Origin of the sequence: Streptomyces sp. NPDC048436 (assembly GCF_043200355.1) — a bacterium.
Classification (GTDB): Bacteria; Actinomycetota; Actinomycetes; order Streptomycetales; family Streptomycetaceae; genus Streptomyces.
Genome location: NZ_JBICXP010000004.1, coordinates 484,163 through 508,112, shown reverse-complemented (window position 1 = coordinate 508,112; position 23,950 = coordinate 484,163). Strand labels below are relative to the sequence as shown.

At 70.9% G+C, this 23,950-nt stretch carries 19 protein-coding genes; 9 read left to right on the top strand and 10 right to left on the bottom strand.

From position 1 onward, the window contains the following. The first annotated feature begins 168 nt into the window (after nucleotides 1-168). Nucleotides 169-861 carry a FadR/GntR family transcriptional regulator gene (locus ACGFX9_RS17145; protein ID WP_393471780.1) on the top strand — a complete coding sequence of 231 codons (693 nt, stop codon included), beginning with the start codon at nucleotides 169-171 and terminating at the stop codon, nucleotides 859-861. 36 nt (nucleotides 862-897) lie between these two features. Here the strand turns inward: ACGFX9_RS17145 and ACGFX9_RS17140 are convergent, their stop codons facing one another. Further along, a complete protein-coding gene (locus ACGFX9_RS17140; protein WP_393471777.1) occupies nucleotides 898-1,536 on the bottom strand; it encodes a MerR family transcriptional regulator in 639 nt (212 codons plus the stop codon). A gap of 250 nt (nucleotides 1,537-1,786) precedes the next feature. Between ACGFX9_RS17140 and ACGFX9_RS17135 the strand changes: the two genes are divergently transcribed. Both ACGFX9_RS17135 and ACGFX9_RS17130 read left to right on the top strand, forming a co-directional pair. Then, a complete protein-coding gene (locus ACGFX9_RS17135; RefSeq protein ID WP_393471774.1) occupies nucleotides 1,787-2,719 on the top strand; it encodes a hypothetical protein in 933 nt (310 codons plus the stop codon). Next, nucleotides 2,716-3,186, top strand: coding sequence for an ABA4-like family protein (locus ACGFX9_RS17130; RefSeq protein ID WP_393471771.1), 471 nt, complete (start codon nucleotides 2,716-2,718; stop codon nucleotides 3,184-3,186). The genes ACGFX9_RS17135 and ACGFX9_RS17130 overlap by 4 nt, the downstream gene beginning before the upstream one ends. Here the strand turns inward: ACGFX9_RS17130 and ACGFX9_RS17125 are convergent. Together ACGFX9_RS17125 and ACGFX9_RS17120 are read right to left on the bottom strand one after the other, a co-directional pair. Then, nucleotides 3,144-4,262 (bottom strand): CU044_5270 family protein, encoded by a 1,119-nt coding sequence (locus tag ACGFX9_RS17125; protein ID WP_393471768.1) that lies wholly within the window; start codon nucleotides 4,260-4,262, stop codon nucleotides 3,144-3,146. The genes ACGFX9_RS17130 and ACGFX9_RS17125 overlap by 43 nt on opposite strands. After that, nucleotides 4,259-4,909, bottom strand: coding sequence for an RNA polymerase sigma factor (locus tag ACGFX9_RS17120; RefSeq protein ID WP_393471764.1), 651 nt, complete (start codon nucleotides 4,907-4,909; stop codon nucleotides 4,259-4,261). Before ACGFX9_RS17120 ends, ACGFX9_RS17125 begins: the two co-directional genes overlap by 4 nt. A 232-nt stretch (nucleotides 4,910-5,141) precedes the next feature. Between ACGFX9_RS17120 and ACGFX9_RS17115 the strand changes: the two genes are divergently transcribed. Next, nucleotides 5,142-5,801, top strand: coding sequence for an NADPH-dependent F420 reductase (locus ACGFX9_RS17115; RefSeq protein WP_393471761.1), 660 nt, complete (start codon nucleotides 5,142-5,144; stop codon nucleotides 5,799-5,801). Nucleotides 5,802-5,828: 27 nt separating this feature from the next. On the opposite strand, the gene ACGFX9_RS17110 is transcribed toward ACGFX9_RS17115, so the two are convergent. The 7 genes from ACGFX9_RS17110 to ACGFX9_RS17080 form a co-directional block, all read right to left on the bottom strand. Then, complete coding sequence (locus tag ACGFX9_RS17110) at nucleotides 5,829-6,380, bottom strand: glycoside hydrolase family 25 protein (protein WP_393471758.1); 552 nt, start codon at nucleotides 6,378-6,380, stop codon at nucleotides 5,829-5,831. 86 nt (nucleotides 6,381-6,466) lie between these two features. Next, nucleotides 6,467-7,654 carry a YncE family protein gene (locus tag ACGFX9_RS17105; protein ID WP_393471755.1) on the bottom strand — a complete coding sequence of 396 codons (1,188 nt, stop codon included), beginning with the start codon at nucleotides 7,652-7,654 and terminating at the stop codon, nucleotides 6,467-6,469. Beyond that, nucleotides 7,654-8,436 (bottom strand): polysaccharide deacetylase family protein, encoded by a 783-nt coding sequence (locus tag ACGFX9_RS17100; protein ID WP_393471753.1) that lies wholly within the window; start codon nucleotides 8,434-8,436, stop codon nucleotides 7,654-7,656. Before ACGFX9_RS17100 ends, ACGFX9_RS17105 begins: the two co-directional genes overlap by 1 nt. Before the next feature lie 422 nt (nucleotides 8,437-8,858). Continuing rightward, the gene (locus ACGFX9_RS17095) at nucleotides 8,859-9,467 is read right to left on the bottom strand and encodes an ATP-binding protein (RefSeq protein WP_393472488.1); all 609 of its coding nucleotides are present in this window, start codon (nucleotides 9,465-9,467) and stop codon (nucleotides 8,859-8,861) included. Between the two features lie 191 nt (nucleotides 9,468-9,658). Further along, nucleotides 9,659-10,429, bottom strand: a complete 771-nt coding sequence (locus tag ACGFX9_RS17090) for an enoyl-CoA hydratase/isomerase family protein (RefSeq protein ID WP_393471750.1) — start codon at nucleotides 10,427-10,429, stop codon at nucleotides 9,659-9,661. A 70-nt stretch (nucleotides 10,430-10,499) separates the two neighbouring features. After that, complete coding sequence (locus ACGFX9_RS17085; protein ID WP_393471748.1) at nucleotides 10,500-11,744, bottom strand: Ig-like domain-containing protein; 1,245 nt, start codon at nucleotides 11,742-11,744, stop codon at nucleotides 10,500-10,502. A 158-nt stretch (nucleotides 11,745-11,902) separates the two neighbouring features. Further along, nucleotides 11,903-13,102 carry an Ig-like domain-containing protein gene (locus ACGFX9_RS17080; RefSeq protein WP_393471745.1) on the bottom strand — a complete coding sequence of 400 codons (1,200 nt, stop codon included), beginning with the start codon at nucleotides 13,100-13,102 and terminating at the stop codon, nucleotides 11,903-11,905. A gap of 222 nt (nucleotides 13,103-13,324) precedes the next feature. Here ACGFX9_RS17080 and glgX point away from each other — a divergent pair, with 222 nt between their 5' ends. The 5 genes from glgX (at nucleotide 13,325) to ACGFX9_RS17055 (ending at nucleotide 23,639) form a co-directional block, all read left to right on the top strand. Beyond that, nucleotides 13,325-15,640 carry a glycogen debranching protein GlgX gene (gene glgX / locus ACGFX9_RS17075; protein ID WP_393471742.1) on the top strand — a complete coding sequence of 772 codons (2,316 nt, stop codon included), beginning with the start codon at nucleotides 13,325-13,327 and terminating at the stop codon, nucleotides 15,638-15,640. A gap of 91 nt (nucleotides 15,641-15,731) precedes the next feature. Then, nucleotides 15,732-17,564: an ABC transporter ATP-binding protein gene (locus ACGFX9_RS17070; RefSeq protein ID WP_393471739.1), complete on the top strand. Its 1,833-nt coding sequence runs from the start codon at nucleotides 15,732-15,734 to the stop codon at nucleotides 17,562-17,564. Further along, nucleotides 17,561-19,570 carry an ABC transporter ATP-binding protein gene (locus tag ACGFX9_RS17065; protein WP_393471736.1) on the top strand — a complete coding sequence of 670 codons (2,010 nt, stop codon included), beginning with the start codon at nucleotides 17,561-17,563 and terminating at the stop codon, nucleotides 19,568-19,570. Before ACGFX9_RS17070 ends, ACGFX9_RS17065 begins: the two co-directional genes overlap by 4 nt. A 77-nt stretch (nucleotides 19,571-19,647) precedes the next feature. Next, nucleotides 19,648-22,410 (top strand): BTAD domain-containing putative transcriptional regulator, encoded by a 2,763-nt coding sequence (locus ACGFX9_RS17060; RefSeq protein ID WP_393471733.1) that lies wholly within the window; start codon nucleotides 19,648-19,650, stop codon nucleotides 22,408-22,410. A gap of 497 nt (nucleotides 22,411-22,907) precedes the next feature. Next, nucleotides 22,908-23,639, top strand: a complete 732-nt coding sequence (locus tag ACGFX9_RS17055) for a DUF4232 domain-containing protein (RefSeq protein WP_393471730.1) — start codon at nucleotides 22,908-22,910, stop codon at nucleotides 23,637-23,639. Nucleotides 23,640-23,950: the final 311 nt, after the last annotated feature.

The following is a 23,950-nucleotide window of genomic DNA, read 5'->3' as shown; positions in this document are numbered from 1 at the left end:
CGGCACCCCGCGGCGGGGTGCCGGTCGCTTCAGGCCCCGCCGCGGCAGCCGAGAAGAAGGAGACCGCAGAAGATCATGCGGCTACACTAGCCACACCTCAGGTCCTCAGACAAGTACTCCTCAGACGAGTACTCCTCAGGCAAGTGCCCGTCAGACAAGGTGCCCCCGATGCCCCTGAACTCCCTACGCCCCAGCCCCCTCGTCGAACAGGCCGCCGAGCGCCTGCGCGAGCAGATCACCGGCGGCCACTGGCCCGTCGGCAGCAAACTCCCCGGCGAAACGACACTCGCCAAGGAGCTCGGCATCGGCCGCTCCACCGTCCGCGAGGCGCTGCGCGCCCTCGCGGGAGCCGGTCTCGTGCAGCCGCGCCAGGGCTCCGGCGTCTTCGTCATCGCGACGGAAGTGGTCGCGGACTGGCCCACGCGGCTGCGGCGGGCGGCGGTGTCGGACGTGTACGAGGTGCGGATGCTGGTGGAGGTGCAGGCGGCGCGGCTCGCGGCCCTGCGGCGCACGGACGAGGACATCGCGGCGATGCGGGCCGCCCTCGCGCGACGCAGGGCCACCGCCGCGGCGGGCGACGCGGAGTTCATCGACGCCGATATCGCCCTGCACGCGGCGGTCGTCGCGGCGGCCCGCAATCCCGTGCTCACGGACCTCTTCGCGGAGTTCACCCCCGTGCTGCGGGAGGGCCTGCTCGACCTCCTCGACCTGATCGACGTACGCACCGAGGAGACGCATCACGGGGACGCCGCCCACGCCGCGCTCGTGCGGGCCGTCGAGGCGATGGACGCGGAGGAGGCGGTACGCGTGGCGCAGGCCGAACTCCAGGACACGCTCGGGCGGTTGCTGGCCCGCGCCTGACCGAAGGAGGACGAGTCCGCGACCGCCACGGCATGGTCAACTCGGGCGCTCGCTTCCGAACAACCGCGCCGACGCGTCCACATGCGCCATGCGCCGCATCGCGTTGAACACGGCCTCCCCCAGCACCGTGCCGATGACCACGCTCTCCACCAAGTCCTCGACCGCCACCCGCCGGTCCACGTAACCGAGGTCGGCGCGGGCGACGACCTCGGCGGCGTCGGCGTACTCGTCGAGGAGTTCCGTGAACGCTCCGTGGCCGAGCCGGCCCATGGCGGCCAGGGCCCGTGAGAGGTCGTCGGCGGCGGGGTTCGACTCGTGGGTCCGCCAGCCCCGGCGCGCGATCAGCTCCTCGACCGCCGAATTCGCCGCCGCCGCTTCGGCGTCGTCGTCGGCCTCCCCCGCCGAACCGAGCCGGTCGGCGGCGGCGCCGAGCACCTTGTGCAGCGGGCGGCCGGGATCGTCGACCGCGCCGAGCACCTCCGCGATCGCGGCCACCTTCAGGCCGCCCACGTCGAGCAGCGCGCGGATGAGCCGCAGCCTGCGCTCGTGCGTCTCGCCGTACTGCGCCTGGTTCGGGCTGCTCAGCTCGCCCGGCGGCAACAGCCCTTCACGGACGTAGTACTTGATCGTCGGCACCGGCACACCGGTCCTGCGGCTCAACTCGCCAATACGCACGACCTGCCCACTTTCCTGGCCGCTTCCTGGCCACATTCCTGCCCGCTCACCGTTCGCGCTGCCGCTGCTCGCCACTCTGCCACCGGTCGCGCCCTTGCCATCCCCGACACCCAGCATAGATAGTGGCGCTATCGGATAGCGGTAAGCGCCACTATCTATTCAGCCGTCCATTCTGTTCAGGGGGATCACTGTGTCTTCATGGCGTTCGTGGGGTTCGTGGCACCGGCCGCTCGTCACCTTCTCCGCGTCCATGGCGGTCTTAGCCGTCATATCCGGCGTCGGCCTCGTCGTCGACGACCGTGTCCTCACCGGGGCGCGGATCTGGTTCAAGCCGTTCAAGTTCTCGGTCTCGTTCGTCGCCTACGGCCTCTCGCTCGCCTGGATGCTGTCGATGCTCGACCGTGGCCGTAAGGCGGGCTGGTGGGCGGGGACGGTCGTCGCCGTGTCGAGCCTCGTCGAGATGCTGATCATCACCGGGCAGGTGGTCCGCGGGAAGCGCAGCCACTTCAACCACCAAACCCCGTTTGACGAGGCCCTGTTCAACGCGATGGCCGTCACCGTCGTCATCCTGTGGCTCGGCACCCTGGTCATCGCCGTCCTGCTGCTGCGCGCCCGGATCGTCGACCGCGCGTCCGCCTGGGCGATGCGGAGCGGGACCGTGCTCGCGCTCGCCGGTGCCGCCATCGGGTTCCTGATGACCCAGCCAGCGCCCGGCCAGGAAAGGGGCTCATCCCCGGTCGTCGGCGCCCACAGCGTCGGCGTACCGGACGGCGGCCCCTCGATGGCCCTCACCGGCTGGTCGACCACCGGCGGCGATCTGCGGATCCCGCACTTCGTCGGCATGCACGCGCTGCAGCTGCTGCCCCTCCTGCTCATGGGGCTGACGGCACTCGCGGCACGCCCCCGCTTCGGCCGGTTCGCCGACGAGCGGGTGCGGCTGCGGCTCGTACTCCTCGCCTCAGGTACGTACGCAGCCGTCTTCGCCCTGGTCACCTGGCAGGCCCTGCGCGGCCAGCCGCTCCTCCGCCCGGACGGCGCGACGCTGACGGCGGCGGGACTGATCCTCGGGGCCACGGCCGCGGGCGCCTACGCGGCACTTCGCCTCAGTGCCTCAACCGGCGGGACAGAACCGGAAGTTGAGGCACCCGGACGCAACAACGGCAACAAGGAGCTTGTGGCATGACCGGATTCCTCTTCGAACTCACCTTCTGGCTGGCCGCCCCGGTCTGGCTGCTCATGATCTTCGCGCCGGGACACCGGCTCACCGCCCGCGTCGCCGCCTCGCCCCTCACCGTCGTACCGGTCCTCGCCGTCTACATGACGATGGCACTGCCCGTCTTCCCCGAACTCTGGACCGCGGTCAGCAGCCCGGACATCGACGGATTCCGCGACCTGCTCGTCCTCGCGAACGGCGCCGGTGCGATCTGGGCCCAGGTCATCGCCTGGGACCTGCTGATCGGACAGTGGATGTACCGCGAGGCGCGGCGCACCGGCGTCCATCCGCTGGTGATGGGACCGCTCCTGGTCCTGACGATCCTCCTCTCACCCTTCGGGCTGCTGCTCTTCCTGCTGCTGCGGAAGGTGCGGGCCGGGCGGCCGGACCGTGATCAGCCGCGCTTGTCGGCGGCCTCGGGTTCCATGCCCTTCTGATCGACGACAGCACGCTCCAGGATCGCGCTGCTGCCGTAGAGAACCTCGGGGTTGCCCCCCTTGCCCGGCTTGCCGCCCGGCTTGTGATTCTTCGTCATGTAGCCGCGCGAGCCGAGATATTCGAAGGACTTCTTGTCGAAGATCCACACCTCGCGCGTTGCCCACGACGACTCATCGAGAGTGATGCCGATTCCGTGGCGGCCCGCCGCATCCACCGCGTCGGGCACCTCGGTCACACCGGGGAGCTTCGCGACGACCTTGTAGAGGGCCGCGGCATTCTCCGGCGGCATGACCGTCGAGCTGACCAGGTCACCGATCTTGTCGAAGACGGCCTGCGCCTTCGTCTCCTCCCCTTCGATCACCTGCGTCTCGGCATACAGCTTCTTCAGCAGGGCGTCGGGGTCGGTGGGCAGCGAGGCGAGCCAGTTGTACGTGGGCCGCTCCAGCCCCTCCGGTATGGCTCCGGAGTCCTCGGAACCGTCCACGACGGATGTCTCGATGGGGACGTCCTGGCCGGGCATCGTCGCGCCCTTTCCGCTCTCCCGGTTCATGCCGAGGTTCGTGACGGGAGCGGGGTCCTGCGACATCCAGGACTCCTGCTTGTACGGAGCACCGAGCTTCACCTCGGCATTGAGCTCGCCCTCGTTGCCCTGGACCAGGCTGCGGGTGTAGACGAACTGGCTCGCCTTCACCCGCTGGGTATCGGCCTTCAGGGAAGCGTTGGCGATCCGGCCGAGAGTGACGGCCGCGTCGGAGGTGGAGCCGTCGCCGGACCCCATGTCACGGACACCGTCGGTGTTGCCGGACGGAAGCGTGGCCAGCAGGATGCCGGCCGCGGCGAAGGCGGCGGCGGCCGGCATCAGCACCGCCGGACGCAGCAGCCTGCGCCGGGGCGACGCGGCGGCGGGGGCCTGCTGTGCGTGGTCCGTGTCGTGGTCGATCTGGTGCATCAGGACGTCCTTGTAATGAAGGTGACGCCCCGGCGGAAGCTGCCATTCGTCTTCGTCCGACTCCGGCAGCAGGCGGGCCAGTTCAGCGGCCTCGGCCTCTCCCGGGGACGGGGTGGCGGCGTTCATCGGAATTCCTCCCGCAGGGGCAGGGCCGCGAACGCGGCCTCACTCTCTACCTCTCCGCGACCACGGCGAGGTTCCGTCATGTTCTTCGCATCCGTCCCGTCCTCACTCAGCCGCCGCAGCCGTGCCCGGGCCCGCGAAAGACGCGACCGCACCGTGCCGACCGGGACGCCGAGCGCCTCGGCGGCCTGGGCGTAGTCGAGCCCGGACCACACGCACAGCACGAGCACCTCACGCTCCGGACGGCGCAGCCGCCGCAGCGCATCATGCACCGCCGCCAGCTTGTGCGCGTCGTCCATCCGGCCCGCCGACTCCTCGGCGAAGTCCGCCACTTGGGGCGGGGACGGCTGGCGGGACAGGAAGGCGAGCCGTCGGCGCAGCCCGCGGTTGGCGTTCTGCGCCTTGTGCGTCGCGATGCCCAGCAGCCACGGCTTGAGCGAACCGTCGCCCGGCTCAAGGCGTTCGCGGGTACGCCAGGCCGCGAGGAAGGTCTCGGACATGACCTCCTCGGCGGCCGACCAGTCGCCGGTCAGCCTCAGGGCATGGTTGTAGACCGTCCGCGCATACGCCTCGTACAGCTCGCCGAACGCCTCCCGCTCCCCCGCCCGGATACGTGCATGGATGCCGTCTCCCAGTTCAGTACGCCTCACATCAGGTATCTCTCCGCACTCCCTGCCGAGTTCCTGTGCCCCTCGTCACACCGCGAGGGTCGCCCGGCGGCCTGCGAGCATCCTCCCGCCTGATGGAGTCCAACAGGCGCTTCGGGAAGATCGTGGTGAAACTCTGAGGAGAGGCCGCCCTCGGGACCGGAATACCTCAGCCGTTCCGGAGGTTGGCTCCGCTACGACAGGCAGCACGCACCAACCCCCGGAAGGGCGAGTCATGAAGATCGGCATCATCGGAGCGGGCAACATCGGCGGCAACCTCACCCGCCGCCTCACGGCCGTCGGTCACGACGTCTCCGTCGCGAACTCGCGTGGCCCGCAGACCCTCACCGACCTCGCCGAGGAGACCGGCGCGACGCCGGTGACGGTCGAGGAGGCCGCGCGCGGCGCCCAGGTCGTCGTCGTGACGATCCCCCTGAAGGCCGTACCGAACCTGCCGTCCGGCTTCCTCGACGGCGCGGCCGACGACGTCGCCGTCATCGACACGGGCAACTACTACCCGCAGCAGCGGGACGGAAAGATCGCCGAGATCGAGGAGGGCCTGACCGAGAGCCGCTGGACCGAACGCCAGATCGGCCATCCGGTCGTCAAGGCCTTCAACGGCACCTACGCCCAGGACATCCTCGACAAGCCGCAGCCCAAGGGCACACCCGGCCGCGTGGCACTGCCGGTCTCCGGCGACGACGAGGCCGCCAAGAAGGTCGTACGCGAGCTGCTCGACGAGCTCGGCTTCGACACCGTCGACAACGGCGGCCAGGACGAGTCGTGGCGCCAGCAGCCCGGCACTCCCGTGTACGGCCTCGCGAAGGACACCGAAGCGGTCACCAAGGCGCTGGCCGAAGCGTCCCCGGAGCGCACGGCGGAGTGGCGCGCCTGAGCGCCACCGGTCGCGCGGCGGGGGTGGCTACGGTGTGGCCCACTCCCGCAGCGCGTCCTCGCTCTCGAAGTCCGCGACATTCTTGTCCAGCGGCGACGACGTGTACTGATGGATCCGCCACTTCGCCTTGATGCGCGGCTTGCCCGCCGACACGTAGTCGGCGATCCAGAGGGCGTCGCCCGCGTACGACGTGGTGTCGTGGTTCAACCAGAAATCGCGGTTCGTGTACAGCAGGACCCGGTGCGAGGGACGCAGTTCCTTCACCTCACGGATGAAGCGGTCCTTCTCCGCGTTGCTCGCGCGCGTGTGCTCGCCCGTCCACTCCCAGTCCACCGCGAGCAAGTCCCCTGATTTCTCAGGGGACTTGCTCACGAAGTACTCGGCCTGGGCCTTGATGTTCCCCGGCCACAGGAAGTGGTAGAAGCCCACCACACAACCGGCGTCCCGCGCCCTCTTCGCCTGCGATGACAGCCTCGGGTTCACGTACGAACGGCCCTCTGTCGCTTTTATGATGACGAAGGAGAGGCCGTCCGTGGCGAAAGCGGATTGGTACGAGCTGACGTCGATGCCTTTCAGCACGGGCGACCTCCTGTGGGGCAGAGGGACGGGCATGCGGAACTACCCTTTTCGTGCCCGGTGGCCGCGGTCGTCAACCGTTGAATGACTCAGCGAAAGATCCCCGTGTGCCCCAGCGAATAGCGCCCGGGCTGCGGATACACCGCGAGGCCGTGCGGGCCGCCGCCGACGGGGATGCGGGCGATCTGGACGCCGGTGCGGGTGTCGATGGCGTACACCTCGGAGTCGTAACGCCCGGAAAGCCAGAGGGTGTTGCCGTCAGCGGAGACGCCGCCCATGTCGGGGCTTCCGCCTTGGGGGAGCTTCCACTTCTTGGTGAGTCTGTTCTTCGGGAAGTCGAAGACGGAGATGGTGCCTTCGCCGCGGTTGGAGATGTACATCTCGCGTGAGTCGCGGCTGACGTACAGGCCGTGGGTGCCCTTTCCGGTGGGCAGCAGCTTCGGCTTGCCGAACCTGTCGCCGCTCAGGACCCACATGCCGTCGGCCATCATGTCGGCGACGTAGAAGGTCTTTCCGTCGGGCGAGACCTTCACGTCCTGCGGCATGGCGCCCTTGAAGGGCAGCTTCTGCTGGCCGATGACCTTCATTTTCTCCGTGTCGACCTTGAGGAGTTCGCCGGAGAACTCGCAGGAGACGATGAAGTACCGCCCGTCCGCGGAGAAGTCGGCGTGATTCACGCCGTAGCAGTTCACCGGTTCGGTCTTGACCGTCTTCATCGTGTGCGGGTCGCGGAAGACGAGCTCGCGGTCCATCGAGGCCATCACGATCGCGTATTTGCCGTTGGGCGTGAAGTACAGGTTGTACGGGTCGTGTACGTCGACCGGCTTGCCCGCCTTGCCGGTCTTGGGGTCGATGGGCGTGAGCGTGTGGCCGCGGTTGTTGTTGACCCAGAGCGTCTTCATGTCCCAGGAGGGGACGACGTGCTGGGGCTGGACCCCGACACGGATCGTGTCGATCACTTCGTACGTCTTGGGATCGATGACCGAGACGGTGTTGGAGTTGGTGTTGGGGACGTAGATCCGGGAGGGGAAGTCCTTGACGACCGGGGAGAGTCTGCCCGGGCGGTCGGCCGCGTAGACGTCCTTCGGGTCGAGGACGGGCGGCATGCCCGGAAGGCCGGGCGCCGCCTTGGGTTTCGCGGTCTTCCGGATGCCCTTGGTGCCGAGGGCTTCGTCGTCGCGGTTGTCGGCGCCGCAGCCGGCGAGCGCCGCGACGACGACGGCACCGGCGGCGAGGACCGCCCCCGTGCGCTTGGTGAGGTTCAGGTGCAGGGTCATCAGGTCAGCAACTCCGTGGTGGTCACCGCGCGCAGGCCGCGGCGGTCGAGTTCTTCCAGGACGGCGGGGAGCGCGGCGACCGTGTCCGCGTACCCGAAGTGCAGGCTCACCACGGAGCCCGCGCGCACCTCGGCGGCGACCTTGCGGGTGACGGCGGGGGCGCCCGGCGAGGTGAAGTCGAGGGAGTCCACGTCGTACGACAGGACGTGCGGGTAGCCCACGCGGTGGGCGACGCGGGCGACGAGGGGAGTCGCCCACTCGGCGCGCGAGGGGCGGAACCAGGCGCCGATGGAGCCGGTGAGTCGGCGCAGGCGGTCGGCGCAGCCGGTGATCTCCGCGGTGGCCTCGGCCTCGGACATCTCGTTGACGGTGAGGTGGTGCTGGGTGTGGTTGCCCAGGTCGTGGCCGCCGTCGAGGATGCGGCGGGCCAGCTCCGGGTGCTCGTCGAGCCAGCTGCCGACGGCGAGGACGGTGATCCTGGCGTCCGCCTTCTCGGCGATGGAGAGCAGGGAGCGCGCGATGGCGGGGTCGCCCTGGCCGTGGAAGGTGAGGGCGACCTGGGGGCGGCCGCGGGGGCTGTGCGCGATCTGGTCGGGGAGTCCGGGGAAGCGGCGGGGGGCGGGGGCGGCGCGGGGGGCTTTGGCGGCGGAGGGCCGGGCGGCGGGGGCGGCCTGGTGCGTCGCGGGGGCGGATCCGGAGGCGGAGCAGCCTGCGGTGAGCGCGCCCGCGGCGGTCAGTGCGGCGCCCGCGCGCAGGACTCCGCGGCGGTCGGTCTCAATCACTCGACCATTTAATGGGAATAGCGGGCGAAAGCCGCTTATTGCCCGGCCGTGAACCCCGCGGGTCGGGGTCGCGAAGGCTCCGGGACATCTCGTCGCCCCTTGCGGAACACCTGTCACAGCTTCAACTTAACCAGTGTTTACCAGGCAGGTGTCCCAGCTCACCAAGGATTCACCTTTGAACTGTCACGTTTTGCACCGGTTTGACCGACTAGGGGCTTTTGGATCACCGGCCCCCGTCTGCCATAGTCGGAGCCACGACCCCCATTGACCCGGGCTCAGGTCGTCATCAGCGGCCGTGGACCACACCCCATCGTTCACGGCCCTCCGCGAAGGCCCCCGCACTGCCGCAACCGGCGACCGGGGGCTTTCGCGTATCCGCACCTGCATCCGAAGCCGCGTCAGCGGTCCGCCCAGCGGCCCGCTCAGCGGTCCGCGACCCGCATCTCGAACCACGTCGTCTTGCCGCGCGGCAGCAGATCCACGCCCCACCGGTCGGAGAGCTTGTCGACCAGGAAGAGGCCGCGGCCACTGAGGTCGAGTTCCTGGACGGGCATCAGGCAGGGCAGTCCGCGCGAGGGGTCGCGCACCTCGATCCTGATCCAGCCGCGCCGCTTGGTCATCCGCAGCCCGAAGACACGGGCGCCGGTGTGCCGCACGGCATTGCCGACGAGTTCGGAGGTGAGGAGCACCACGTCCTCGGTCAGCTTCGGGGAGAGACCCCAGTGACGGAGTACGACGACCTGGGCGAGCCGGCGCGCGATGGCGGCGGACTCCGGGCGCGACGGCAGCGGAACCTCCGCGTCCGTCGGATTACCGAACAACTCGAGCGCCTTGAGCGCGTGTTCGTCCTCAACCGCCGGCGACCAGCGCGCCGCGGTCGCACTGCCGTGCCGCCGCGGCTGTTCGATACCCTCCAGCCCCGCCATGCCCCCATCATGGCCGCACAGAGCGCCCCCCGGGGCCGTTCCGACGGAATAAGCCCCCCGGAACCATCCATTCCGGGGGGCTGGGTAGGCATATGCCGCTGGCAGTCAAACCGCTGCGACACGCCATCTGACCTGCGATGACCAACCGCTTACGGGTGATCACTTACGGCTGCGGACCACGCAGACTTAAGGTTCTCTTAAGGTGCGCATAATCCGCCCCTTCGGGGGACGGTTTGGCTGACGCGGCCCCAACTGGGCGCGTACCAGCGGAACTTCAGATGATCGGCACAGGCGTTTCAGAGGAACTTCGCCTTGCCAGGACCCTCCTCGACGAAGCTGCGCATGCCCCGCTCGCGGTCCTCCGTGGCGAACAGACCGGCGAACCAGGTGCGTTCAATCGCGAGCCCGGTGTCGATGTCCGTCTCCAGGCCCGCGTCCACCGACTCCTTGGCCGCGCGCAGCGCGAGCGCGGGACCCTGGGCGAGCCGCGCGGCCCACTGACGCGCCTGCTCGTACACCTCCGCGGCGGGCACGACCCGGTCCACAAGACCCATGGTGAGCGCCTCGTCCGCCTTCACCATGCGGCCGGTGAAGATGAGGTCCTTGGCCTTGGAGGGGCCGACCAGACGGGAGAGCCGCTGGGTGCCGCCCGCGCCCGGGATCAGGCCGAGCAGGATCTCCGGCTGGCCGAGCTTGGCGTCGTCGGCGGCGATGCGGAAGTCGGCGCAGAGCGCGAGCTCGCAGCCGCCGCCGAGGGCGTAGCCGGTGACGGCGGCGACGACGGGCTTGGGGATGCGGGCGACCGCCGTGAAGGAGTCCTGCAGACCACGGGAGCGCGCGACCATCGCCGCGTGGTCCATGGCCTGCATTTCCTTGATGTCCGCGCCCGCCGCGAACACCTTCTCGCCGCCGTAGATGATCACGGCGCGGACGTCCTCGCGCGCGGTGGCCTCTTCGGCAAGAACCTTGAGCCGGTCCTGCAAGGCGATGTCGAGCGCGTTCATCGGGGGGCGGTCGAGGCGGATCGTGCCGACGCCCTCGGCGACTTCGAGATGCACAGATGTCATGCGAGGCACGTTAGCCGTGCCCCGCATGACGGCGCGGGCCGGTCCGGTCAGTCCAGCAGGACCGGTCCGGTCAGGCCTTCCACTTCTCCCAGGACATGTTCCAGCCGTTGAAGCCGTTCTCGGGCTGGATCGTCTTGTCCGCGGAGTTCTTCACGACCACGACGTCCCCGATGAGGGAGTTCTCGAAGAACCATCCGGCGGGCGTCTTCTTGCTGTAGCCGCCGCGTACGTCGCTCAGGCCTATGCAGCCGTGGCTGGCGTTCGTGTTGCCGAAGGCGCCGCCCGACCAGTAGTTGCCGTGGAGGAACGTGCCCGAGTTGGACAGGCGCATCGCGTGCGGCACGTCCTTGATGTCGTACTCGCCGCCGAAGCCGACGGTGTCACCGTTCATGCGCGTGACCTGGAGCTTCTCGCTGATGACCATCTGGCCGTTGTACGTCGTGGTGCCCGGGGCGCCCGCGGTGATCGGGAACTTCTTGATCTGCTTGCCGTCCCTGACGACCTTCATCTGGTGGGACTTGGCGTCGACGGTGGAGACCTGGCTGCGGCCGATGGTGAACTTCAGGGTCTTGGCCTGCTTGCCGTAGACCCCGGGCCGGCCCTCGACACCGTCGAGGTTGAGCTTGACGGTGACCTCCGTGCCCGGCTTCCAGTACTTCTCGGGACGGAAGTCGATGCGGTCGTTGCCGAACCAGTGGCCCTCGACCGGCACGGACGGCTCGGTCTTGACCTCGATGGCCTTCTCGACGGCCGTCGGGTCGGTGATGCCCCGCGTGAAGTGGACCGAGAACGGCATCCCGACGCCGACCTTCGAACCGTCCTCCGGCGTGAACTGACCGATGAAGGTGTTCTTGGGGGTCAGCGTCGTGAACGACGTGTCCTTGGCCGATTCACGTCCATCGGAGTCCTTGGCTATCGCGTGGACCTTGTACTTGGTGGCCGCCGCGAGGTGGTGCGCCGGAGTCCACGTGGCGCCACCCGAAGTGATCTTGCCCGGGACCGGATTGCCCTTGCTGTCCACGACCTTGACCTGCGACAGCTTGCCCTTGTCGGCCGCGATCTTCAGGGCGCCGCTGGTGGCCACCGCGTCGGCGCCGTCCTTGGGCGCTATCGTCACGACCGCCGCCGACGGCGCGTTCTTGTCGGCTGCCTTGTCCTTGCCCTTGCCGTCGCCCGCGTCCGAGCCGCCACCGCCGCACGCCGTGACCAACAGCAGCGTCACACCCGATGCCACCGCAAAGAGGCCCTTGGTTCCCCGCCGCCGTGCGCGCCCCCGCGCACCAACCGACGTCCCCGATATCGGTCGCCCGTTCAAGATGTTGTCTCCCCTCGCACGGCCTGGTCAGGCCCGCACCCCAGTGCATCAGCGCGCACAGACACGCGCCTGCGCTAGATAACCACACGGCCCTGACCGATGACTCCCCGCCAATGTCACCGTTCAGTCCCAACTGCGCATGGGGTGCGGGCCCTGCCTCAGCTGGGGTCTTCGGCCTTGGCTTGCGGCTCGGCGCCGGGCGGCGCCGTCCAGTCCTTCCACTTCATGTTCCAGCCACCGAGCCCGTTGTCAGGAGCCACTTTCTTGTCATGGCTGTTGACCACTTCCACGACGTCACCGATGAGGCTCCGGTCGAAGAACCACCCCGCCGGCGTCTGTGAACTGCCGCCCTTCACATCGCGCAGGCCCACGCAGCCATGGCTGACGTTCGTGTTGCCCGGGGCGTCCGGCGACCAGTAGTTGCCGTGCAGGAACGTGCCGGAGGTGGTCAGGCGCATCGCGTGCGGGACGTCGGGGATGTCGTACTCGCCGCCGAAGCCGACGGTGCGGCTGTTCATGCGGGTCACCTCCAGCATCTCGGTGACCACCATCTTCCCGTTGTACGTGGTGGTCTTGGGGGCCCCCGCGGTGATCGGGACCGTCGAGACGAGCTCGCCGTCGCGTCGTACTTCCATGGTGTGCTCGGCGGCGTCGACCAGGCTCTCCTGGTTGCGCCCGACCGTGAACGAGAAGCTCTTGTCCTGCAAGCCGTAGACGCCGGGGGCGGCCTCGACGTCGCGCAGGCGCAGGCCGACGGTGACCTTCGTGCCGGGCTTCCAGTACTTCTCCGGGCGGAAGTCCACGCGGCCGCCGCCGAACCAGTGCGGCCGTACGTCGACGGCGGGATCGGCGGTGACGTGGATGGCCCGCTGGACCGCCTCGCGGTTGACGACCTCCCGGTTGAACTCCAGGGAGACGATCATGCCGGTGCCGACCGTGGAGCGGTTCTCCGGCGTCACGTAGCCGACGAACCGCTCGTCGGGGACGTCCGTCGTGAACGTCGTGTGCCGGGCCGAGCGGTGGCCGTAGCCGTCGAGGGCCACGGCGTCCACCGAGTACTTCGCCGCGAGTGCCAGGCCACCTTCGTCCAAGGGCCGCCAGCTCGTGCCGTCCTCGTCGATGCGGCCGGGCACGGGGAGTTCGTGCGCGTCCTGCACCCGGGAGACCTTCACCGATTCGAGGCGTCCGTCGGGGACCTCGACCCGGAGCTGTTCATCGCCCTTGACGCCCTTGCTGCCGTCTTCGGGCGTCACCCGGATCGCGTCGTCGGGCGAACGGGGCTTGCCCATCAGCCGGTCGATGCCACCGCCGTCACCGGTGCACCCCGCGGCTCCGGCGAGCAGTCCTGCCCATGTCATTACGGCGGCCAGCGCGGCCCCTGCGCGCCGTGCGCGCCTCGCTACCTGTCTCACGTCCGTCCCAACGACCGTCCCCCTCCTGGGGAAACGTGAGTGCGACGCACCCGCTGGGCAGAACAGTGAGGAGGACGGCGCGGGAACCCCTTGGATCCACGCGTCGTCCGGTCCGGTACGCCCCCGCCGCCGGGACGCGGCAGGGGTCGAGCCGCAGGAGGCGGATGGGTGTCGAGCGCAGCCGAACAGGAAGCACTGCGGGGTGGGCGGCGCGGGACCGGCGCGGCCTCCGTGGCCGGGAAGCTGGCCGTGAACGGGACGGGCACCCCCGCGCGGGCGGCGCCGCCGGCCGCCGCCGAGACACGCCGGCTGCCCGTGTGGCCGGGGGCGCCGACGCCGCTCGGCGCGCGGTTCAGAGTCGGGCCCGATGGCGTCGCGGGCACCAACTTCGCGCTGTGGGCGGGAGGTGCTCAGGCCGTCGAGCTCTGTCTGTTCGACGACGAGGGCGTCGAGACGCGCTGTCCGCTGACCGAGCTGACGCACGAGATATGGCACGGCTTCGTGCCCGGCGTCCATCCGGGCCGGCGCTATGGCTATCGGGTGCACGGCCGCTGGGACCCGTGGACGGGCGCCCGCTGGAACCCGGCGAAGCTGCTCCTCGACCCCTACGCCCGTGCGGTGGACGGCGACTTCGCCGCGTACGGCCTGCCTCCCGAGGTGTACGGGCACGTCCGTGACTGGCCCCAGCAGCAGGTGGCCGACACGGTGCGGGACGACAGGGACTCGGCGGCGTACGTGCCCAAGGGGGTGGTCGTGCACGACGACGCGCCGGACGACGAGTGGGCGGACGACCGGCGCCCCAAGACGCCGTGGGCCGACTCGGTCATCTACGAGGTGCACGTGCGCGGCTTCACGAAGCGGCACCCGGGGATACCGGAGGAGCTCCGGGGCACGTACGCGGGGCTCGCGCATCCCGCGGCGATCGACCATCTCCTGCGCCTGGGTGTGACGGCGGTGGAGCTGCTGCCGGTGCATCAGTTCGCGCACGAGGACCATCTGCTCAGACGGGGCCTGACGAACTACTGGGGCTACAACTCGATCGGCTACTTCGCCCCGCACGCGTCGTACGCGGCGTCGGGGACCAGGGGCGAGCAGGTCGGCGAGTTCAAGCGGATGGTGCGGGCGCTGCACGAGGCCGGGATCGAGGTGATCCTCGACGTGGTCTACAACCACACGGCCGAGGCGGGCGAGCTGGGCCCGATGTTCTCCCTCAAGGGCATCGACAACCGGGGCTACTACCGGCTGCAGCCGTCCGACGCGCGGCGGTACGCGGACTACACGGGCTGTGGGAACACGCTCCAGGTGGTGCAGCCGCACGTACTGCGCCTGATCACGGACTCCCTGCGCTACTGGGTGACCGAGATGGGCGTGGACGGCTTCCGCTTCGATCTGGCGGCGGCGCTCGCGCGGTCCTTCCACGACGTGGACATGCTCTCGCCCTTCCTCGCGGTCATCGCGCAGGACCCGGTCCTGCGGCGGGTGAAGCTGATCGCGGAGCCGTGGGACGTGGGGTCCGGCGGCTATCAGGTGGGTTCCTTCCCGCCCTTGTGGACGGAGTGGAACGACCGCTACCGGGGCGCGGTGCGGGACTTCTGGCGGGGCGCGCTGCCCGATGTCCGTGACCTGGGTTACCGGCTCTCCGGGTCGAGTGACCTCTACGCGTGGGGAGGGCGGCGTCCGTACGCGTCGGTGAACTTCGTGACGGCGCACGACGGGTTCACGCTGCGGGACCTGGTGTCGTACGAGCGCAAGCACAACGAGGCCAACGGCGAGGGCAACAGGGACGGTTCGGACGACAACCGGTCCTGGAACTGCGGCGCGGAGGGCGAGAGCACGGACGAGCGGGTGACGGAGCTGCGGCGCCGGCAGCTGCGAAATCTGATCACGACGCTGCTGCTCTCCACCGGGGTGCCGATGCTGGTCGCCGGGGACGAGATGGGGCGTACGCAGGGAGGCTCCAACAACGCGTACTGCCAGGACAACGAGATCAGCTGGGTGGACTGGGGGCTGCTCGAATCGCCGGGCTGGCGGGCGCTGTGCGACCTGACGTCCCGTCTGATCGCCCTGCGGCACCGGCATCCCGTGCTGCGGCGGCGGGCCTTCTTCTCCGGGCGCGCGCACTCGGCGGACGGGCTGCGGGACCTGGCGTGGTTCACGCCGCGGGGCAGGGAGATGACAGAGGCGGACTGGTACGCGCCGACGGCGACGCTCGGCATGTACTTGTCCGGCCGCGACATCCCGGGCCGGGACGCCCGCGGCGAGCCGATCGTCGACGACAGCTTCCTTGCGATCCTCCACGCGGCGGACCGCCCGGGCAGCTTTGTGCTGCCGGGGGCGCCGTGGGCCGAGGAGTACGAGGTGGTGGTGGACACCGCCCTGGAGGAACAGGAGGACGCACCCGGGGTCGTGCATCGCTCGGGCATGGCGGTCACGGTGGGGGCGCGGTCGGTGCTGTTGCTGCGGGTGCGGGAGGGGGGCGGGTGAACCTGGTCCTGGGGCTCAGGACCAGCGGACGAGTGGGGACGGGTCAAAACTCGGTGGGCTCTGTCAGTGGCCATCCGTAGGCTCGCTGTTGATGCCGAAACCAGATGCACCAACCACCGAGGAACCGGCCCGGGAAGGGCCATCGGCCAAGGGCGGATCCGCGGCACGGACGCTGCTGCGGCTGTGGCCGTATGTCCGTCCCGTACGAACTCGCCTGTTAAGCGCGGGGCTTGTGGCGATCCTCGCCTCCTGTACGGGGCTGGTCTTCCCCCTCGTACTGAAGTGGCTCGTGGACGGCCCGGTGGCGGACCGGGACCTGGGCGGGGTGTGGCTCGGCGCCCTGCTCCTGCTGCTGCTCGGGCTCGCGGAGGCGCTGCTCTTCGGGCTGCGGCGGTTGCTGGTGGCACGGCCGCTCGCCTCGGTCGAGGCGGCGATGCGGGCGGATCTCTACCGCCATCTGCAGCGGCTCCCGGTGGCCTTCCACGACCGCTGGGCCTCGGGGCAGCTCCTGTCGCGCGGCACGACGGACCTGGCGCTGCTTCGGATGTTCCTCGCCTTTCCGCTGACGTTCCTGGTGGTGAACGGGACGACGATCGTGGTCGGCATGGTCATCCTGGTCGCGCAGGACTGGGTGCTCGGTCTGGTGCTGCTCACTCCTCTGCTGCCGCTGGTGATCGTCTGCGCGTACGTCGAGGGCAGGTACATGGCTGTCGCCCGGCGGGCGCAGGACCAGGTCGGCGATCTGACGACGGTCGTCGAGGAGAGCGTGCTCGGCATCCGCATCATCAAGGGCTTCGGCCGCCACCGCAGCCAGGCGTGGGCGTTCCGCGAGCTCTCGCACACGCTGCGGGGCACGGAGCTGGCCAAGGCGCGGCTGCTCGCGGCCATCAACGCGGTGATCATGGCGCTGCCCGAGGTGGCGATCGGTGCGGCGCTCGTGCTCGGGACGGTGCAGGTGGCGGACGGCGGCCTGTCGACGGGGACGCTGGTGGCGTTCCTGTCCACGGCGCTGGCGCTGCGTTGGCCGGTGGAGTCGATCGGGTTCCTGCTCGCGATGAGCCAGGAGTCGGCGACGGCCACCGAGCGGTACTTCGAGGTGATGGACGCGGAGCCGGAGTCCTCGGTGGTGTCAGCGGTCGCCGAGGGCTCCGGCCGCGTCGAGGGCGGACTCCGTTTCCACGGCGTGGAGTTCCGCTACCCTGACGCGCCGCCCGATGCCCCGCCCGCCCTCGACCGGATCGACCTGCATATCCGCCCCGGCGAGACCCTCGCGCTCGTCGGCGCGACCGGCAGCGGCAAGACGACCCTGACGGCGCTGGTGCCGCGGCTGCACGAGGTGAGCGGGGGCCGCATCACGCTGGACGGCGAGGACATCGCGGGGATGGACCGCGAGCACCTGCGCACGCTGGTGGCGGTCGCCTTCGAGGAGCCGACCCTGTTCTCGGCGACGGTGGGCGAGAACGTCCTGATGGGGGCCGGGGAAGCCGCGGGTGAGGGGGAGTTGGAGCGGGCCCTTGAGGTAGCGCAGGCCGACTTCGTCCACGCCCTGCCGCGGGGTACGGCTACCCAGGTGGGCGAGCAGGGCCTGAGCCTCTCCGGCGGCCAGCGCCAACGCCTCGCCCTGGCCCGCGCGGTGGTCGGCCGCCCCCGCTTCCTGGTCCTGGACGACCCGCTCTCGGCGCTCGACGTCCACACGGAGGCCCTGGTGGAGGCGGCTCTGCGGCGCGTCCTGCGGGACACGACGGCCCTGGTGGTGGCCCACCGCCCCTCCACGGTCCTCCTCGCCGACCGCGTGGCCCTGCTCTCCGAGGGCAGGATCACGGCGGTCGGCACGCACCAGGAACTGCTGCGGGGGAACGGGGAGTACGCGTGGCTGATGTCGGGAGCGGGCGCCATGTCCGCAGAGGGGGAGGCCGCACGATGACCGCGTCGACACCGTCGTCACGCACCACGGGACCGACGGAGGAGGAACGCTCCGGGGGGCCCGGCGACTCCGGGGAACACGGGCGCTCCGCGGAGCAGGGAGGCTCCGTACAGGAGAGCCGGCCGAGGCGGGACGTGGACACCGCCCCTCGGGAAGACGAAGCCCCCCGCGCGGAAAGCCGTGCCGCAAGGGACGAGGGCGCCTCGGCCGACGACTTCGGCAAGGACACCCTTCCCGCTCCCCCGGGAGCCACCTCCGCCCTCCTGCGTTCGCTGCTCTCGCCCCTGCGTGGGCGCGTCGTTCTCGCCGCCGTCCTGCTGCTCCTCCAGCAGGCCGCCATCCAGGGCGGCCCCCTGCTCGTCGCGTACGCCATCGACCGTGGCGTGCCCGCCGTCCGTGCCGACGACTACGGGCCCCTCATCGGCGTCGGCCTCGGCTATCTGCTCTGCGCGGGCGCGTCCGGCGCGTTCCAGTACGCGTTCATCGTGGCCTCCGCGCGCGTCAACCAGGACGTACTGCTCGACCTGCGCGGGCGCATCTTCCGGCACGCGCAGGCGCTGAGCGTGGACTTCCACGAGCAGTACACCTCGGGGCGGCTCATCTCCCGGTCCACCACCGACGTGGAGTCCCTGCGGGAACTCCTCAGCGAGGGGCTGCAGGAGCTGCTCACGGTCATCCTGTCCTTCGTCTACATCTCGGCGATGCTGCTCTGGCTCGACCTGAGCCTCGGCGCGGCGGCGGTCGTGTCGTTCGTGCCGCTCTACCTCCTCGTACGCCGTTACCAGCGCCGCGCGGGCCCCCTCTTCGGGAAGCGGTCCACCGCCATCGCCTCCGTCATCGTGAAGTTCGCCGAGACCATGAACGGCATCCGGCCCGTCCGCGCCTTCCGGCGCGAGCACGCCAACGAGGCCGAGTTCGGCGCCCTCAATCACCGCCACGAGCGGGCCAACGGCGACGCCATGCTGGAGATGGCCCGCTACGTGGTCGGCTCCCGGCTCGTCGCCAACACCGCCGTGGCCGGCATCGTCCTGTGGGGTGCCTACCGCGTCACCGACGACTCCCTCGCCCTCGGCGTCCTCGCCGCCGCCGTGCTGTATCTGCGGCGCCTGTACGACCCGATCGACCGGCTCGGGATGTTCCTCAACTCCTACCAGTCGGCCGCCGCCTCCCTGGAGAAGGTCGCGGGACTGCTCGCCCAGACACCCTCCGTGCCCGAGCCGCACGCCGACCGCGCCCGCACGCTGCCCGCCCTTGCCTCCGAACACCCCGGCCGCGAGGTCGCCTTCGACGGCGTGCGGTTCGCCTACCGGACGGGCGGCGAGGTCCTGCCCCGCTTCGACCTGACGCTGCCCGCCGGGCAGACCGTCGCCGTCGTCGGCTCCACCGGCGCGGGCAAGTCGACGCTCGCCAAGCTCCTGGCCCGGTTCTACGACCCGACTGAGGGCCGCGTCCTGCTCGACGGCATCGATCTGCGCGACCTCGCCAACGCCGAGCTGCGGCGTGGCGTGGTGATGGTGACGCAGGAGGCCTTCCTCTTCTCCGGCACCGTCGCGGAGAACATCGCCATCGGCCGCCCGGACGCCACCCGCGAGGACGTCGAGCACGCCGCCAAGGCCATCGGCGCGCATGACTTCATCGCGTCCCTGCCCGACGGCTACGACACCGACGTACGCAAGCGGGGTGGCCGTATCTCCGCCGGTCAGCGCCAGCTCGTCGCCTTCGCGCGGGCGCTGCTCGCCGACCCGGCGGTGCTGATCCTCGACGAGGCGACCAGCTCGCTCGACATCCCGGGCGAGCGGGCGGTGCAGCGGGCCATGCACACGGTGCTGCGCGGGCGCACGGCCGTCGTGATCGCCCACCGGCTCTCCACGGTGGAGATCGCCGACCGGGTGCTCGTGATGGAGCACGGCCGGATCGTGGAGGACGGCACTCCGGCCGAACTCATCGCCAGGAGCGGGTCGTTCGCGGAGTTGCACCGGGCGTGGCGGGACAGCGTCGTGGGGTAGAGCGCGGCGCGGGCCGCACGCGGGGAGCACGGGCGCCTCCGGTAATCTGGACGTTTCCCCCCAGAGGAGATGCGCCAGTGGAGTTCCGGCTGCTCGGAGCGGTTTCCGTCGCCACCGAGGCCGGTGAGCTGCCCCTCGGTCCCGCCAAGCGGCGCAGCCTCCTCGCGGCGCTGCTGCTGCGGCCCAACCGCCCGGTTCCGGTGGAGCAGCTGGCGGCCACGCTGTGGGATCAGGAGCCGCCGCCGCGTGCCCGTGGCGTCATCCAGGGCCATGTGTCGCGGCTCAGGGTCCTGCTCACCGGTGCGGAGGCCGAGATGTTCGGCGTGGAGCTGGTCACGCAGGGCACCTCGTACGTCCTGCGGATGCCGGAGAGCCTGCTCGACGCCCATCGCTTCGAGGAGCTGGTGACGCTGGCCCGCAGCCAGCGCGCGCCTGCCGACGCCGTGGCGATGTACCAGGAGGCGCTGTCCCTGTGGCAGGGGCCCGCGCTGAGCGGCGCCTATCCGAGCCCGCCGCTGCAGGCCGCCGCGCACGCGCTCGAGGAGCTGCGGCTCGCCTCCGTGGAGATGCTGGCCGGTGCGTACGCGCGCCTCGGTGAGCACAACCGGGCCGCCGCCGTGCTGCGCGCGGAGGCCGAGGCCCATCCGCTGCGCGAGTCGCTGTCCGCCGCGCTCATGCGGGAACTCCAGCGCGCGGGGCGCCGCTCGGAGGCGCTCGACTGGTTCCACCGAACCCGGCGGCTGCTCGCCGACGAGCTGGGGGTCGATCCGGGCCGCGAGCTGGCGGACGCGTACGGGGTGGCGCTGCGCGGGGAGGGCGACGGGGAGGGGCAGGCCGCACCTGGCGTGTCGTCGGCGCCTGTGAAGGCCGCCGTCCCGCGGACACAGGGGCTGCCCGCGCGAGGGCCGTCCCCGTCCCTGCCCCCGGACACGGTGGACCTCCTGCCCCGCATGCCGCGCGGTTTCCACGGGCGGGCCGGTGAGCTCACCGCCCTGTCGCGGGCCGCGGCGGGCGAAGCTCCCGTCTGTCTGGTCACCGGGCCCGCGGGCGTGGGCAAGACGGCGCTGGTGGTGCACTGGGCGCACCGCAGCCGCGCCGCGTTCCCCGGCGGCCTGCTCTACGCCGATCTGCGCGGCTTCAGCGACACGGGAGAGCCGACCCACCTTGAGGTGCTGCGGGAGTTCCTGCTGGCGCTCGGGGTCGCGCCGCGCCGGATACCGGAGTCGGCGAACGGCGCGTCCGCGCTGTACCGCTCGCTCGCCGCCGACCGGCAGTTGCTCGTCGTACTGGACAACGCGCGCGGTTCCGAGCAGGTCAGGGAGCTTCTGCCGGGCGGCACCCGGTGCGTCACGGTGGTCACGAGCCGCTACCGCCTGCGCGGCCTGATCGCCTCCGACGCCGCCCGCCCCGTCCCGGTGGACGTCCTCGACCCGGACGACAGCACGGCCCTGCTCGCCGCGGTGCTGGGCAAGGAGCGGGTGCTGGCGGAAGCGGTGGGTGCCCGGCATCTCGTGGAGCTGTGCGGCGGTCTTCCCCTCGCGCTGCGGGTGGCCGCCGCCCGGCTCGCGGACCAGCCGGAGTGGTCGCTGCGGGCCATGAGCGCCGAACTGGCCGACGAGTCACGCCGGTTGGGGCTCCTCGACGTGGAGGACACGGGGGTACGGGCCGCTCTGCGGCTCACCGTGCGGCGGCTGCCCGAGGACGTCGCGCACCACTTCGCCCACCTCGGCCGCCACCCGGGCACGCATGTCGACCGCTTCACGGCGGCGGCCCTCGCCGGTACGGACCCCGGCACGGCCGAGGCCGCCCTCGACCGGCTGTCCGCTGCGCACCTGGTCAACCGGACCGCGCCGGGGCGCTGGACGCTGCACGATCTCGTACGGCTGTACGCGCGTGGCCTGGACGCCGGTCCTGACGCCCTGGTCCGGGTGCTCGACCACACGGTGGCGACGGCCCTGGCCGCGGCCGGCGCGGCCGAGCCCGGCGACGAGCCGTGCTTCGCGCTGCCCGCGGACTTCCATCCGCCGCATGCGCTGCGGGAGTTCACCGGACGCGAAGATGCCATGGCCTGGTACGCGGCCGAACGCGACGACCTGACCCTGGCGGCGGCCGCGGCGGACGCGGCGGGACTGCACGGCAGGACCTGGCGGATCGTGCTCGGGATGTGGCCGCAGATGGTGTGGCGGGTCCTTGACGACTGGACTCCCCTGCTGCGCAAGGCACTTGACGCGGCGCGCGCCGACGCGGATCCCCGCGCGGAGTCCCGGGTGCTCGCCCTGCTGGGCTGGGTGCTCACCGAGGAGGGCCGCACCGACGAGGCCTTCGTCCACCTGGAGGCCGCCCCGGCGATCGCCGCCAGGGCGGGGGACCCGAGTGGCGAGGCCACCGCGCTGGTCAACCTCTCGCTCGCCCAGGCCGCGCTCGGCAGCCCGGAGGAGGCGGCGGAAGGCTGCGTACAGGCGGCGGCGCTGGCCCGCGAGGCGGGCGACCGGCACACGGAACGCCTGGCTCTGCACCACCTGGCGCGCCACCAACTGGACGCGGGCCAGTGGCAGTCGGCCCTGGACACCACCGCCGCCGCACTGCCCCTGACGGGCCCTTCGGACGAACCGGCGGCATCCCGTGTCCTGCTGCTCACGGCGGCCGGGGAGGCGCTCCTCGGCATGGGCGACGAGACCGAGGGAATCCGCCGCCTTGAGGCTGCGGCGAGCGAGGCGGAGACGACGGGCTACGACGAGGGGGCGCTGCGGGCGCTCGGCGTACTGCTCCGGGTATCGGCGGACGTGGGCCTGCGGGCACGGTACGACACGGCACTGGTGCGCTTGGCCGACCGGGAGTGAGGGGGCCTGCGGCTGACGGCTCGGGCAGAACCCGCACCTCGGGCAGAGCCTGCACCTCGAGCAGAACCCGCACCTCCGGCACACCCCGCACCTCGGGCACAGCCCGCACCTCGAGCACACCCCGCACCTCCGGCACACCCCGCACCTCGGGCACACCCCGCACCTCAAGCACACCCCGCACCTCCAGCACACCCCGCACGTCCAGCACACCCCGCACCTCGGGCACACCCCGCGGCTGACGGCTCGCGTGGCTGCCCCCCGTGGACACGAGCATCCCCACCGCACACCCACCGGGGGCCCGCACGCGCCACGCCGCGGGCGCACGGCACGCAGCCCGTCACATCACCGCAGCTCACCCTTCCTTGCGCCCCGCCCCCGTCACGTCAGCGGGACGTGAGCGGGGCGTGAGCGGGACGCCAGCGGGGGCGGTCACTCTGGTGTCAGAAGCGGGGACGACCAGTCAGACCCGCACCACCACCGCACGGGGGAACCTCATCATGCGTACGACCCGAATCCGCACCACCGTCCTCGCCGCCACCACCGCCGCCCTGGCCCTGACCCTGACCGCCTGCGGCGGCTCGGACACCGGCGGCGCCAAGGCCGGTTCGGGCAAGAGCGTCGCCACCGCCGACGGGGCGAAGAGCTCCGGGAAGACGACGGAGACCGCGGACACGACGCAGACCACGGAGACCACGAAGACCACGGAGACGGCCGGCACCGCCGGGAACCCGGACGGCGCGCGGCACGCCAAGACCACCCGGACCTCCCCCGGCAAGGCCGCTGCCGCCAAGGCCGCCGGTGTCAAGGCGTGCAAGGGTGACGAGATCTCGTACTCCGTGGTGCACCGTTTCCCGGCGGCACAGGGCGAGCACCTCCTGATCACCGCGACGAACGCCGACTCCGCGTCCTGCTGGGTCACTTCGTTCCCGTCCGTGATGCTCGGGAGCACCTCGAACGTCCTGCCCCACTCCTCCAAGGACGCCCCTGGCGGCTCCACCCGGATCACGGTCAAGCCCGGCGGCAAGGTCTACTCGGCCGTCGCCCTCTTCACCGACAGCGCCAACGACCACACCTCGACCGACCTCTCCATCGCCCTGCGCGACCAGACCGGCGACACCGGCCCCGGCGCCGAGACCGGCGCCTTCGACGGCAAGGGCGTGCCCTCGGAGTTCACCTGGTCCGACGCCGAGGTCACCAACTGGAACACGGCGAAGCCCTACAACTTCTGAGCCCCGCCCCTCGGTCCGCCGCCGGCCCGGAGCGCGCACACCGCGCTCCGGGCCGGCGTTCGTGTATGCGTAACCGGCCACCCTCCACGGCTGCTCAAGGGCAAAATTCAGCCACGCGTCATCTGAAGCACAGCAAGGGGTCTCCCGCGGACAGTAGGGAGCTCTTCACCTTGTGCGACTTCCACCGCATAGCGAACACCCCCCACCGGGCAGCGGACCAGTTCCGGCCAACTCTTGACGCACTCCTGACAAACAGTGCGCGCTGGTGCCACTCTTCCCCTCGTTTCCCAGCTCTGCCTGTTCCACCATCT

What these genes read in the sequence shown, in the direction of transcription:
- ACGFX9_RS17145 (WP_393471780.1), top strand. Translation starts at nt 169, where the DNA reads ATGCCCCTGAACTCCCTACGCCCCAGCCCCCTCGTCGAACAGGCCGCC.
- ACGFX9_RS17135 (WP_393471774.1), top strand. Translation starts at nt 1,787, where the DNA reads ATGGCGGTCTTAGCCGTCATATCCGGCGTCGGCCTCGTCGTCGACGAC.
- ACGFX9_RS17130 (WP_393471771.1), top strand. Translation starts at nt 2,716, where the DNA reads ATGACCGGATTCCTCTTCGAACTCACCTTCTGGCTGGCCGCCCCGGTC.
- ACGFX9_RS17125 (WP_393471768.1), bottom strand. Translation starts at nt 4,262, where the DNA reads ATGAACGCCGCCACCCCGTCCCCGGGAGAGGCCGAGGCCGCTGAACTG.
- ACGFX9_RS17115 (WP_393471761.1), top strand. Translation starts at nt 5,142, where the DNA reads ATGAAGATCGGCATCATCGGAGCGGGCAACATCGGCGGCAACCTCACC.
- ACGFX9_RS17105 (WP_393471755.1), bottom strand. Translation starts at nt 7,654, where the DNA reads ATGACCCTGCACCTGAACCTCACCAAGCGCACGGGGGCGGTCCTCGCC.
- ACGFX9_RS17090 (WP_393471750.1), bottom strand. Translation starts at nt 10,429, where the DNA reads ATGACATCTGTGCATCTCGAAGTCGCCGAGGGCGTCGGCACGATCCGC.
- ACGFX9_RS17080 (WP_393471745.1), bottom strand. Translation starts at nt 13,102, where the DNA reads ATGACATGGGCAGGACTGCTCGCCGGAGCCGCGGGGTGCACCGGTGAC.
- ACGFX9_RS17070 (WP_393471739.1), top strand. Translation starts at nt 15,732, where the DNA reads ATGCCGAAACCAGATGCACCAACCACCGAGGAACCGGCCCGGGAAGGG.
- ACGFX9_RS17065 (WP_393471736.1), top strand. Translation starts at nt 17,561, where the DNA reads ATGACCGCGTCGACACCGTCGTCACGCACCACGGGACCGACGGAGGAG.
- ACGFX9_RS17055 (WP_393471730.1), top strand. Translation starts at nt 22,908, where the DNA reads ATGCGTACGACCCGAATCCGCACCACCGTCCTCGCCGCCACCACCGCC.